Raw genomic sequence first — 13327 nt, forward strand, 5'->3', positions numbered from 1 at the left:
ATGAAGATCTGGCAACTTAGAGAATATCGTGTCGCCGGATGCCTTTTGATTGTTCCCATCGTGATCTTTGAAACAGCAGGACGGAAACGGGGCGCAAGGACCAGCTCAACTGGCATCGACATCCCAGTCTCCCTCCTGCACATTGAACGCTTCTGTGAGGCCCTTCCCATGGTTGAAGACTTTGTCCATGCCGATTTCAACCGAGGTCAACTCGATGTATCCGACCTGGTTGCCGACCCCATCGAGCAATTTCGAAAGTGGTATCAGGAAGCCCGAGACTTTCCGATCACTGAATACCCCGCGATGACGCTGGCCACGTGCACTCCTGACGGCCGCCCCTCGGCACGGATTGTCTATCTGCGGGGCTTTGACGATCGAGGTTTCGCGTTCTACACGAATTATGAAAGCCGAAAAGGGAGGGAACTGGCTCAGAATTCCCTCGCGGCACTCTGCTTTTACTGGAAAGAAGTCGAACGTCAGGTTCGACTCGAAGGACGCGTCGAACGTGTCTCCGCAGAAGAATCAGACGCGTATTTCGCAGGCCGCCCCGTTTCCAATCAACTGGGAGCGTGGGCATCTTCTCAAAGTGGCCCGCTCGAATCGGCCGAAGCACTGGTTCAAAGAGTTGAACAGCTTCGAGAGAAGTTTGCAGGATCGCCCATTCCCCGCCCTCCTTACTGGGGAGGCTATCGGCTGGTTCCCGATCGGATCGAGTTCTGGCAGGGCCGTCCCAGCCGGTTGCATGACCGCTTTGCCTACGAACGAAGTCCAGCGGGTGGATGGTCAATCGGTCGTATCAATCCCTGAGGAATGCGGGAGAAAGCAATCGTGAAAGTCTCGGACAAAATATGGCTTCTGTTTGTCGTTCTCTGCGGAATAAGCTCTGTCGGTCGGGCTGACGATGCGCGCTGGTGGCCCGTTCAGAAAGTTCCCAAGGGGCTCGTGAGATCTCGCGAGCATGGTGATCCCGCCATCAAGATGCTCGTTCAGTCCGTCGCAGGGCTGGCGGCAAAGAGCGTCAATCACGGACATGGCGACGAATTAGTCTGGGTCTACAACGATAATGTCGACATGGAACGCTGGTATCAGGAATTCCTTAAGGCGCATCCCGCAGTCGAAGAGCGAGGGACCGCCACGGCCTGGGAACTGGTCGGCCGCTTCAAACGCCGGGGCACCATCAAAGGCTACATTCTCTATTCCACCGATCGGTCAGACGGAGCAACCTCGGACCATCGGGAAGGGATGGATCAGTCGGTGAATATTGCGACCAGCCTGGCCGGACTTCTCGATGGAGTGCTCGTTTCGGAAGAGATCGAAGCCGAAGCCAAAGCCGCAGGCCTGACGCGACTGCTGGATGTGAGAGACAAGTCGCTCGCCTGGTGCTTTGAAACCTACAAGGACAAATTCAACCGCCACCTGCTCTGCGCCCAGGACCCGCGCATTTCCAACACTCGTGATCTGGCCATCGCCCAGAACGCGTTCACCCTGTTCGGAGCGGATGAGCCTATCGTCGCGGCCCTCGAGTGGCTGGAACCCCTGTCCCCCATTCTCGGCTGGAACGGGGGTGACGAATTCAAGACAACAAAATTGACCAGCATCTATGGCCACTTTCAGACGGCAACGGACTGGTGCATGAACCTGCCGGTCCTGATGGCCGGAAGCGAGAACCGGCAGCCCGCAGTCAAGAAAACCTTCGACCATCAGAATATCAACTGGAATGACCACCGCAGTACGGTCAGCTTCACAATGACCGACGGTGACAATGTGCAGTGGCTGCAGTCGAATTTTTTCCACGGTAACAACAGCTACTGGAACAACCCGCATCGAGGCAAAATTCCGTTCGGGTGGTCCTGCTGCTTCGCACATCTGGCTCAACTCTGCCCCGTTACGATGGAGTACGCCTGGCATACACAGACCCGCAACGATCAATTCATCGAGTGGGGAGGAGGCTACTACTACCCGGATCTGTTCGGAGATGCGCGGCCTGAAGCGAGCCAACTACTGGCGCGCCAGGTCCAGCGCACCTGGAAGTACATGCGTCAAACCGGAACACATATCCTGGCATTCAATGTCGCGCGAGCCGAGTCTGCGAAGGCAATGAAAGCGTATGCCACGATTGCCGAGCAGACCGATGGCCTTTTCGCCATTCTTGTCTTTCAGTATGCCCCCTACGAAGCAGGCGCCGGGAAAACATTCTGGGTTAAAGACCAGCGCGGGATCGAGATCCCCGTGATTACGGCCCGGTACTCGATCTGGGAAAACTCCAACGCCCGTCCGCGCAGCGGAACACCGGCGAAGGTCGCCAGGGAAATTAAAGAGAGCACTGCTGGAAAATCGACGCGGGACGACTGGGTGATCGTCCACGCCTGGTCCTATTTCCGACACGAAGCGGGTGACGACGAAGACGCCGAGAATATTCCCCAGGATATTGCCGTGAAACATGGTGCGTCGCGTGGCTACGATGCCGCCCTGTGGTGTGCCGATCGGCTTCCAGCCAATGTCCATGTCGTTTCCCCGGAAGAAATGGTCTGGCGCATCCGGATGAAGCACGACCCCGCCACGACGAAAAAACTGCTCGCGGAACGGGGACTCCACTGACCGGCGGGTGAAGGACCAGGTGATGTTCCGAGAACGCCGATCCGCAACAGCGGGTCCCTCATAGAAGTCCGCACAATCGGCGTCGAAGGTCCTCACAAATCGCAATTGTGGCGGCTCAGTGAAAAACTTCCGTTCCAGGAGTTCAGGGCTACGAGTCGGCGCCTCGCCATTAACTGTCTTTCATGAACTTCTGGTAGATCCAGCAGATTAGCCACAATGCGCCTGGTCCGAATGAATGTCACCACAATCGGGATGGACCGGCACGGGTTGCCACGGCACCAATTCACGCTTGCAACCGGAATGAGGGGTCCCTACCGTGAGGAACGAACGAATTCCAAGGAGACGCAGGCTTGGCCAAACGGTCCCGGGCGGAAAAGAGCCCACAAAGTGACGAAAGTTCAACGGTTCCCGAGATGACAACCCAAGAGAAACCCACCTTGAGCTTCGAAGAAGCGATGGGTGAACTTCAGCAGATCGTAAGCGACCTCGAAGACAACTCGCTGGGCCTTGAGGCCTCCCTGGTCCAATTCGAACGGGGAATCGGATTACTGCGGAATTGTCACGCGTTTCTGGAACAGGCCGAGCAGAAGATCGAAGTTCTGATCAATTTTAAAGCCGATGGCGAACCCGTGACCGCGCCGTTCAATGCCGCGCCCACCGCCGGGATCGCCGATCCCAAGACGCTTTTCTAATAGAGGTATGCTGTGACGAGCGACCAGCGATGGGAACTGTGGAGTCGGTCCGAGCTTACCCAATACCAGGGTGATCGGCTGACGCAACTTCTGGCACAAGTGATTCCCGCGAACCCCTTCTGGACAAAAAAGTACGCCGCCGCAGGAATCGATCCTGAATCGATTCGAGGGCTGGACGACCTTCACTTGCTTCCCCTGACGGCGAAGTCGGAATTAGTCGCAGATCAGTTGTCGGCTGCGCCCTACGGGACGAACCTGACATTTCCCGTGGGCGACTACTGCCGGTTGCACCAGACCAGTGGGACGACCACCGGTCAACCGATGCGCTGGATGGATACGTCAGCCAGTTGGAACTGGGTGCTGGAATGCTGGTCGACCATTTATCGCTTGCTGGGCCTGCGGCGAGACGATCGCCTCTGCTTTCCCTTCTCGTTCGGCCCGTTCCTCGGATTCTGGGCGGCGTTCGAGGGGGCTTCACGCCAGGGAAACCTCTGTCTGGCTGCGGGGGGAATGAGCAGCGAAGCCCGACTCAAACTGATCCTCGAGAATCAGGTCACCTGGATTGGATGCACCCCGACATACGCCCTGAGGCTGGCTGAGGTCGCCGCCGCGCAAGGGATTGATGTCTCTCAGAGCTCCGTGCGCGCAGTCCTCGTTGCGGGAGAACCCGGAGGTTCGATCCCCTCGGTGCGGGCCCGCATTGCGCAGGCGTGGGGCGCCCGCGTGTTCGACCATTGGGGCATGACAGAGATTGGTCCGCTCGCCACCGAATGCGAAGACGATACGGATTGCCTGACGGTCAATGAATCGGCCTGCATCCCCGAGATCATCGATCCCGAAACCGGCAATCCCTCTACGACCGGCAAAGGGGAGTTGGTCATCACCAATCTCGGCCGTATTGGCTCCCCTCTCATTCGTTACCGTACGGGTGATCTGGTTGAAGTGGCGCAGGATCCCCATCCGTCAGGGCGCGTCTGGATGCGACTCAAGGGCGGAATTCAGGGCCGGACGGATGACATGCTGATCATTCGGGGAAATAACGTCTTCCCCTCAAGCATCGAAGAGATCGTTCGGGAATTTCCTGCGGTGGCGGAATTCCGGATTGTCGTCACGCGTCACCGCGAGATGCAGCACATCCGTCTGGAACTGGAACCGACCCCTTCGGCCAATCCTGAGACGCTGGTCGAAAGCATTTCGGCGACGATTAAGCAAAAACTCCAGTTCCACGCCGAAGTCAAACTTGTTCCCTTTGAGTCCCTCCCTCGCTTCGAGATGAAAGCCAGACGTCTCGTCCGCGAATCCTGAAATCAGGCCAGGGCCTCGGTGGCGGGTTCCTGCGCAGGGTCTGAGAGTTTGTTCAGACTTGTCCCCTGCGTTCCAGCTCCGGCCAAGCCCCGAATTGTCGCGCAACCCACGAATATGACGTCCGGTCTCGCCGATGCGACTGATGCTCGAGAAACGCGTCGAACTCCCTGATGAGATCGTGCGCCCAGACACCTCGAAACGACATATAATCTTGACGTCTTTTTGTAAATCTGTACGATAGACGGAATACACTCAGAAAATACGAGTCCGATTTGGCACCCCAGACTCGACGGGCCAGCTCCAAGTTCGGGCAGTGGGTCGCTGATGACTGTGTGCCTCGTTAAAGCGTTACCTCGTCCTCTGCGGGAAAACCCAATGGCCGACCATGACATTTCTCTCGTGATTTGCCTGTTAAGAGCAGCCGTTTTAGGGTGGGAAAAGTCTCCAAGCGGCCACGCGCGATTAGGTGCTCAAGATGCTCAAACGTGCGCACCTTGAGCATCTAATTGAAACGCCTGAAAAATAGAGGTTTGACCAATTAGGTGCTCAAGGTGCTCAACCATGTGCAGCGCGCAACAGTGAGGGGACCGACGGAAGATTTCAGAAGTATGGGAAATTCAGGCAAGTAGAGGCGACTCATTCGTGATCCACGTCGCCCCGACCGGCGACCGTTTGCAACGCAGGTCGAGTCAGTAGTCACTGTCCAATCGGGGAAAAGTCAGAATGCACCGCATCGTTCAACTGACCGACTGCCACCTGTTTACCGAAAAAGCGACGGCACTGCGCGAGATCGTGACCTGGCCCCGCTTTCAATCCGTCCTTCAACATCTCCGTCAGCAGTTCCCGGATTTCGACTTGCTCGTTCTGACTGGGGACATTGCTCACGACGAAGCTGCTGCCACGTATGACGCCGTGATCGCAGAATTGGGAGACTGGATCGGTAAGGTGCGAGTCATCCCAGGTAACCACGACAATCGCGCGGCGATTGCAAATCGGTTTCCAGGGGTTCAGCCCCTCTGCTCTGATCGAATTCATTTCGTGGAACAATGGTCGGATTGGCAGATTATCGGGCTGGATTCACAACTTTCTGGTCAGGTCGCGGGATCGCTGGGGTCGGATCAAATTCAATGGCTGAAGGAGCGCCTGACGGCTTCCCGCTCGCTGCGTACGCTGTTGTTCTTGCATCATCCTCCTGTCCCTGTCCACAGTCCCTGGCTTGATAAGATTGGTCTGCAGGATGCGGCCGAACTGAAGCTTCTGCTGAACGAATTTCCCCAGGTGCAGCTCATCGGGTGCGGGCACGTGCATCACGAAATTGTCGCCTCTTTTGGTCACGCTACGGTCTTCTCAACGCCGGCCGTGGGTCCAAAATTCCGCCCCAGAACCGAGCAACTTGTGATCGACCTTGGCCCCCCGGAATACCGGTTGTGGGAACTTGCTCCCAATGGAAGCTGGACAACCCAATTATTTCAGTGCACAAGCCAACCTTAGCTCGCGCAATCACTGCGCGGGCTACGAGATTCAGCCCGGATTTTGCCGGCGACTGCAGTGTCCAGCAGAACGGGACTTGATTTGATCTTGATCGAATAACGCAATCACGACCTCGACTTGGCGACTCACTCATTTCGCCTTATCCTTATGGACCGATGAACGGACAATTTCGGAAAGACGAACAGACGCTCCAAGAATCGACGCCGCTCCTCAAGTGCCTCGATCGATTGATGGACCTGCCCCCGGGATTCCGTCGCTCCGAGAATGCCAAATGAAAGATGCCGAAATGACTGACTTGTCTTACTTGACGGCAAGGGCTGATAAACTGACGCGACGCCATTTTTTCGGTCGCTCCGCAACAGGACTGGGAACGGCAGCACTCGCTTCCTTGCTGGGACGGGACACACAGGCAAACAATCCTCTGCCTGTCAGTCACATCGCCCCCAGGGCCAAGCGGGTCATCTGGATGTTTCAATCCGGCGCCCCCTCGCAGATGGACTTGTTCGACTACAAGCCGCGGTTAGCCGAATTCCACAAGCAGGAACTTCCCGCATCAATTCGCATGGGGCAACGACTGACGGGGATGACCTCAGGGCAATCGAGTTTTCCCGTTGTCGCCTCGAAGTTCAAGTTTGCTCAGCACGGCCAGTCGGGGACGTGGCTCAGCGAGATGTTGCCGCACACGGCCAAGATCGTCGACGAAATGTGCCTCATTCGCTCGATGCATACAGAAGCCATCAATCACGATCCGGCCATCACGTTCATTCAAACAGGGAGCCAGTTGCCTGGGCGTCCCAGTTTCGGATCGTGGGTCGATTACGGGTTGGGGACGATGAACGAAGATCTTCCCGCGTTCGTGGTGATGATCTCCAATGGGGCAACCAAGGGACAGGGTCTGTTGGCACGTCTGTGGGGAAGTGGCTTTCTTCCGTCACAGCATCAGGGAGTGAAGCTGCGGGGCGTGGGCGACCCCGTATTGTACCTGTCTGATCCACAGGGAATGGACCGCCAGGGTCGCCGGCAGATGCTGGATGGACTGGCCGAGTTGAACGGGATGCAGTACCAGGACGTCGGCGATCCCGAGATCACCGCCCGAATCGCCCAATACGAACTGGCATTTCGGATGCAAACCTCGGTTCCGGAACTGATGGATCTGTCGCACGAGTCCCCTCACACATTCGAACTGTACGGAGAAGACTCGAAGAAGCCGGGGACTTATGCTGCCAATTGTCTGCTGGCCCGTCGCCTCGTGGAGCGGGGTGTTCGGTTCATCCAGCTTTATCACCGTGACTGGGATCATCACGGTGGGCTTCCCGCTCGAATGGTTCAGCAATGCAAAGAGACGGACCAGGCGTCAGCAGCCCTCGTAATGGACCTGAAGCAACGGGGACTGCTCGATGATACGCTGGTGATCTGGGGGGGTGAATTCGGTCGAACTGTCTATTGTCAGGGTGCCATCACTGATACGACTTACGGCCGCGATCACCACCCGCGTTGTTTTTCGATGTGGATGGCAGGCGGAGGCGTCAAGCCGGGGACGGTCCTCGGAGAAACAGACGAATACTCGTACAACATCGTCAGTAACCCGGTCCACGTGCACGACCTGCAGGCAACGATTCTCAATCAGTTAGGCCTGGACCACACACGCTTGACCTATCGTTTCCAGGGACGCGATTTCCGACTGACCGATGTGCATGGCAAGGTCGTCTCGGAAGTACTCGCCTGAAAGCACTAAAGCCTGACCACTTCACCTGTGCGTGAGGATTGTTCAATTGCGTTGATCACAGCAACGATGCTGGCAGCGTCCCTCAGTGAAGGAAGTCGACAGGGCTGACCCTGCCACGCGGCGGGCAGTTCAGCCAGGAACGGGTCCGCGTGACAAACGGGCCGCTCCAGAGGCTGGTCGACGATTTCGCCGTCGAGTGTTTCCGTCAAGAGACGTTCACCTCGATAGCTCCCGGATGTTCCTTCGAGAATCCAGCCGGTTCGGAAACCAAGTCGAGAACGCGAGTCAATCCGGATTTCAGCGCGACACTGATTCTGGAATTCCATCACGGCCAGGAACGCGCAATCGTCCCCCCGTTGAGGGTCCGCGTCCATTTTTCCAAAGACGGAGATCGGCTGAGCAGCGACCAATGCTCGCAGTTGGTCAAGCAGATCAAACCCGAATTCTCGCAGAACCCCTCGGCTGCCGGAAAGCGGAGGAAGATGCCTGGTGCAGGACAGATATTGCACAGAATATACGTTGCCAAGCCGCCCGGAACGGACGGCCTCGGCAGCACAAAGGACGTCCGCCGTCCACCGTCGCGGGCAGAAGTACGTCGCGGAAAGCTGTGCCGACTCGGCACGCATTTGAATGGACTGCAGTTCCTCACACGTCAATGTCCATGGACGATCGAGAACAAGATGCTGACCACTTTCGAGAATCGCCGACGCCGTCTCTGCCCCCAACGGGCCAGTCAGGAAAACGGCGTCGGTTTTCCCCCCGGCAGTGACGCGAGACAGTTCATCCGCCGCGATGACCCCGAATCCTGCGGCGAACTGTCGCTTGCGCGGATCAGGGTCATAAACAATCGCTGTCTCAATCTGCGAGTTCAGACGGGTCCGTTCCAGCTGATACAGCCCTTGCGCCCCAAGACCGACAATCCCGACCTTCCACGAGGGGCGACCGTCAGCTTGTGCGGCAAGTTCGGAGGACGACAGATCCGTTGCGATCGAACACTTGACAATGGGTACCGACGGATGCGTCATCCTCGTTCCTTTTTCCGATTCCTAGGACGCACGCGTCACGCCGCTGACTTTCACTTTCAGATCACCGACACACTTCGCCCCCGGAGGCGAATTGACCTTCAGATACAGGACCCCCTCCTTCTTCGGCGTAAATTCGAGTTTGGATTTGATGGGGAACGGTTCCGGGGGCTGTTTGCCGGATTGATTTTCGTCCGTGACAACCATACCCATCAGGGCACCGGTCGGTACGCGACTGATCAGGTCCTGCATGACATTGTCCGAAGGAAACCCGTCTGCGGTCACCGTTGCGGCGGTCATGATCAGTTTGTAATCCCCGCTCGCTTCGACCCGGGTCAACTTGTCTTTCTGGACTGTCCCGACAGGAGTCCAATCGCTTGCTGCATCAAACTTGATGTCGAATTCCGTCGTCTTGAGCAACTGGTCTTCAAGTTCCGTCACTCGTTTCTTGAAATCTTCGTTGCTGGGATCCAGCTTCAGCAGAACTTCCAGCAGAAACTTGGCCCGATCAAACTGCCCCGAACGCTCATAACCATCAATGATCGCCTTCGACTCGGCTTCGAAGTTGTCTTGCAGCTTCTGCAGTCGGGCATCGATCTGCTTGACCTCCACCGACGATGTGGACTTCAGGATCTTCGGTTTCCCTTTCCCCTGCTGTGCCCGAACTGTGGGACCGTGAGTGCACAGCATCAGGATCAGTGAGGAAGCCACCGTCACCGCTAACAAGACAGATCGATGCGCAAGTTTCACGGAATAGCCCTTTGCAAGTGACGTGACAAACGGTGGATGCGAAGGAAGGGAACAGGCTTCAGCGGGTTATATTCATCGGATGATTAAATGAGATCGCAACAGCGCACGCAATGCGAAACGGAATGATCAAAACCAAATTCCCCACTGCAGAAGGCGGAAGCGTTTGACCAGAGATGCCCTGAATCGCCCGATCGATCGAAGTCAGAATTTAGGGATCTCGAAAGCGATAAACAGCCCGCACCAACAAGTTCGGGTTTCAACAAGTTTGCCCGTTTCAGCCCCATTAGTACAAACGAATTGCTTACTTTGTCGAGAGAATTACGCCATTCCAGCGATGTTCCCCGATAGAATGCGGCCACGAAATCAGGGCCAAATTACTCTGCCGAGAATCACCTGCCATGCTTGAAAAGCTCATCGACGTTTCGCTGAATAATCGGATGCTGGTCATTTCCATGATTGTCATCATGGCCGGCCTGGGAATCTATTCGGCCGTCAACCTTCCGATTGATGCCGTTCCCGATATGACCAACGTTCAGGTTCAGATCGTCACCGAAGCAGGTGCGCTGTCCCCACTCGAAGTCGAGCAGTATGTCACGTCCCCTGTTGAGCTGACCATGAGTGGGCTGCCCAATGTGGAAGAAATTCGCAGCGTCTCGAAGTTTGGTCTCTCACTGGTCACAGTCGTTTTCCACGAAGGAACTGACGTCTTTCGCGGCCGGCAACTGATTGCAGAACGTCTCATTGATGCCGCCGAGCGAGTTCCCAAAGGATATGGCACTCCCAAACTGAATCCCCTGACTACAGCTCTGGGAGAAATTCTCCAGTTTGAAGTTCGTGGCGAAGGCTATTCTCCCATGGACCTGCGAACGATCCTTGAATGGCAGATTGCACCTCGATTACGTCAGGTCGCTGGAGTAACCGAAATCAACTCGCACGGGGGTTACTACCAATCGTTCGAAGTCCAGCCCGATCCCGATCGACTCGCCAGCTTCGCCGTCTCGCTGCCTGAACTGTTTCAGGCTGTTTCATCCAATAATGGAACGTCGGGTGGAGGCTACGTCGTTCATCATGGAGAGCAGCGATTCATCCGAGGGTCAGCACTGCTCACCAATGAATCCGATATTGAGAATGTCGTCATCCGGGGGAATCCGGATGGAACTCCTGTACTCGTGCGTGATGTCGCCGATGTGACAATTGCCCCGCTGACGCGCCAGGGTGCGGTGACCCGCGATGGTCGGGGCGAGGCGGTGATGGGGATGGTGATGATGCTGTGGGGCTCCAATTCCCGCACCGTCGTGATGGCTGCAAAAGAACGTCTGGAGGAAATTAATAAAACCCTTCCCAAGGGGGTCTACACCGAAGTGACCTATGATCGGGCTGAACTGATCAATCGCACGCTGCACACCGTGGAGAAGAACCTGCTGGAAGGGGGAACTCTGGTCGTCATCGTGCTGCTGGTGATGCTGGGGAGCCTGCGTGCGGGAATCGTCGTCGCTCTGGCAATTCCCCTGTCCATGCTGTTCGCCGCAAACATGATGGCCATGACGGGGATTACGGCCAGTTTGATGAGTCTCGGTGCCATCGACTTTGGACTGATCGTCGACAGTTCGGTCATCATGGTGGAAAACTGCATGCGCCGGATCTCGCACAATAAAGAGGGACGGCCCCATCTGGAGGTCATCCGGGACGCGGCGATTGAAGTTCGTAAACCGACCATGTTCGGCGAGCTGATCATCTCGATCGTCTATCTGCCGCTGCTCACCCTGCAGGGGACGGAAGGAAAGCTGTTCCGACCAATGGCCCTGACTGTTCTCTTCGCGCTGGCAGGGTCTCTTGTCCTGTCGCTGACACTCATGCCGGTGATGGCGTCACTGGCGCTGCCTCGCAAGATGGAAGAAAAAGAGATCTTCATCATCCGGATGTTCCATAAGGTATACCATCCCATTGTTCATCGCACCGTGCTGCACCCCGTTCTGACCGTGGGGGCGGCGTTGCTGCTGTTTGCCGTCAGCATTCCGATCGCCATGCATCTAGGTGGCGAGTTCATGCCCAAGCTGGATGAAGGGGACCTGCTCATCGAAATTAACCGGTTGCCCAGCGCCACACTCGAGGATTCGATCCCCATGGGCAAACAGGTTGAATCCCTGCTGCTGGCATTCCCCGAAGTGAAAACGGTGTTCTGCAAGACCGGACGTCCAGAAATTGCCAACGACGTGATGGGGGTACAGCAAACAGACGTGTGGGTGCTGCTGAAGCCAGAAAAGGATTGGCCGAAGGAAAAATCACGCGAAGAACTGTTCGACGAAATGCGAGTTGTACTCAATAGCAATGTCCCCGGTGCGCTGTTTGCCTTTACTCAACCGATCGAGATGCGCGTCGATGAACTGGTCGCGGGAGTGAAGGCCAACGTGGCCGTCCTGATTTATGCCCCCAGCGGGTCGCTGCAGGGGAGTGGAGATTCCTCCAATCTGGCGGAACTCGAGAGTCTCGCCCGGATCGGAAAGCAGGTGGAAAAGTCTCTGCACACAATTCCGGGAGCTGTCGATGTGAAAGCCGAACATCAGGCGAATCTTCCCACTGTTCGCATTCAGGTCAAACCCGAAGCACTCGCCCGCTATGGAATCGATGCAGATCAGGTCATGCAGACTGTCGCCACCATGGGGGGCCACAAAGTGGGTGAAGTCTTCCGCGGACGAATGCGGTTCCCCATTATGGTTCGTATCCCTGTCGAATGGCGGACCAACCTTTATCGCCTTGAGCAGATTCCCATCTTTGCCCCGAACGGCCGCCAGATTCCTCTGGGTGAGCTTGCCGACCTGATTACCGAAGAAACCCCTCCAGGCGTCGAACACGAGCGGACACAGCGACGTACCTACGTACAATGCAACGTCCGCGGCCGCGATGTCGAGAGTTTCGTCTACGACGCTCAGAAAGCCATTTCCGAAAATGTGAAACTCCCCACAGGTTACGAAATTGAATGGGGCGGCGACTTCAAGAATCTCCAGTCGGCCAAACAGCGTCTGTTGCTGGTGACCCCGGTGGTCCTGGTGCTGATCTTCCTGCTGCTTCACACCACGTTCCACTCAGGCCGACTTGCCAGCCTGATCTTCCTGGCGATTCCAATGGCGGCCTCAGGGGGCATCTATGCTCTGGCCTTGCGTGGAATGCCATTCAGCATTTCCGCCGGTGTCGGTTTCATCGCTCTGTTCGGGGTCGCGGTCCTCAACGGACTGGTGTGGGTCAGCGCGGCGGAGCATCTTCGCGTGGCAGGTTTTTCACCGAAGGCAGCAGCGGAAGAGACTGCGGTCAATCGTTTACGGCCAGTGCTGATGACGGCTCTCGTCGCCAGCCTGGGCTTCCTGCCCATGGCATTGTCTCACACGGCAGGAGCAGAAATCCAACGGCCCCTGGCAACCGTGGTGATCGGCGGCTTGATCACATCAACCCTGTTGACGGCGCTGGTCATGCCGGCGATCTATCCCTGGTTTGTGCAACGGTCACCGAACAATGACGACGCCAACACCATGGCCCCTGCAACCGTTGCCACGACCTGAGTGAACTCGCGAAGGGTACTTCTTGACCGCCAACGCTGACAGGAGTACCCACGCAGCTCGGCTCACCATGGATGTGGACCAGAACTCAACCACGGTGTCAGTAAAAGGAGGTACTCTCAAACGCGGCAGGCGGAATCCACCGGCAGTTGCGCTCACGCCAAGCAGTCATTCAGAAATCGGCTTACCGAT

9 protein-coding genes are annotated in these 13327 nt (G+C 56.7%); 7 read left to right on the forward strand and 2 right to left on the reverse strand.

Going from position 1 to position 13327, the window contains the following annotated elements; all coding sequences use genetic code 11:
- Positions 1-168: 168 nt before the first annotated feature.
- The 6 genes from pdxH to VGE80_RS03875 all read left to right on the forward strand — a co-directional run bounded on the left by pdxH (position 169) and on the right by VGE80_RS03875 (position 7812).
- The gene (pdxH, locus tag VGE80_RS03850; protein WP_440591749.1) at positions 169-807 is read left to right on the forward strand and encodes a pyridoxamine 5'-phosphate oxidase; all 639 of its coding nucleotides are present in this window, start codon (positions 169-171) and stop codon (positions 805-807) included.
- A gap of 21 nt (positions 808-828) precedes the next feature.
- Complete coding sequence (locus tag VGE80_RS03855; RefSeq protein WP_440591737.1) at positions 829-2598, forward strand: hypothetical protein; 1770 nt, start codon at positions 829-831, stop codon at positions 2596-2598.
- 350 nt (positions 2599-2948) lie between these two features.
- Complete coding sequence (locus tag VGE80_RS03860; protein WP_373650727.1) at positions 2949-3290, forward strand: exodeoxyribonuclease VII small subunit; 342 nt, start codon at positions 2949-2951, stop codon at positions 3288-3290.
- Between the two features lie 12 nt (positions 3291-3302).
- Positions 3303-4595, forward strand: coding sequence for a phenylacetate--CoA ligase family protein (locus VGE80_RS03865; RefSeq protein ID WP_373650726.1), 1293 nt, complete (start codon positions 3303-3305; stop codon positions 4593-4595).
- A 723-nt stretch (positions 4596-5318) separates the two neighbouring features.
- Positions 5319-6086, forward strand: a complete 768-nt coding sequence (locus VGE80_RS03870) for a metallophosphoesterase (protein ID WP_440591738.1) — start codon at positions 5319-5321, stop codon at positions 6084-6086.
- Between the two features lie 286 nt (positions 6087-6372).
- Complete coding sequence (locus VGE80_RS03875; protein ID WP_440591739.1) at positions 6373-7812, forward strand: DUF1501 domain-containing protein; 1440 nt, start codon at positions 6373-6375, stop codon at positions 7810-7812.
- A 5-nt stretch (positions 7813-7817) separates the two neighbouring features.
- Here the strand turns inward: VGE80_RS03875 and VGE80_RS03880 are convergent, their stop codons facing one another.
- Both VGE80_RS03880 and VGE80_RS03885 read right to left on the reverse strand, forming a co-directional pair.
- Entirely contained in the window at positions 7818-8837 is a 1020-nt protein-coding gene (locus VGE80_RS03880; protein WP_440591740.1) for a Gfo/Idh/MocA family protein, read from the reverse strand.
- Positions 8838-8858: 21 nt separating this feature from the next.
- Positions 8859-9584, reverse strand: a complete 726-nt coding sequence (locus VGE80_RS03885) for a hypothetical protein (protein WP_373650722.1) — start codon at positions 9582-9584, stop codon at positions 8859-8861.
- 398 nt (positions 9585-9982) lie between these two features.
- Here VGE80_RS03885 and VGE80_RS03890 point away from each other — a divergent pair, with 398 nt between their 5' ends.
- Complete coding sequence (locus VGE80_RS03890) at positions 9983-13138, forward strand: efflux RND transporter permease subunit (protein ID WP_440591741.1); 3156 nt, start codon at positions 9983-9985, stop codon at positions 13136-13138.
- The last annotated feature ends 189 nt before the right edge of the window (positions 13139-13327 follow it).

The sequence above is a fragment of the Schlesneria sp. genome, from assembly GCF_036405755.1.
GTDB lineage: Bacteria > Planctomycetota > Planctomycetia > Planctomycetales > Planctomycetaceae > Schlesneria > Schlesneria sphaerica.

Coding starts and splice junctions, on each gene's coding strand:
- pdxH (WP_440591749.1), top strand. CDS start 169: ATGGTTGAAGACTTTGTCCATGCCGATTTCAACCGAGGTCAACTCGAT.
- VGE80_RS03870 (WP_440591738.1), top strand. CDS start 5,319: ATGCACCGCATCGTTCAACTGACCGACTGCCACCTGTTTACCGAAAAA.
- VGE80_RS03875 (WP_440591739.1), top strand. CDS start 6,373: ATGACTGACTTGTCTTACTTGACGGCAAGGGCTGATAAACTGACGCGA.
- VGE80_RS03880 (WP_440591740.1), bottom strand. CDS start 8,837: ATGACGCATCCGTCGGTACCCATTGTCAAGTGTTCGATCGCAACGGAT.
- VGE80_RS03890 (WP_440591741.1), top strand. CDS start 9,983: ATGCTTGAAAAGCTCATCGACGTTTCGCTGAATAATCGGATGCTGGTC.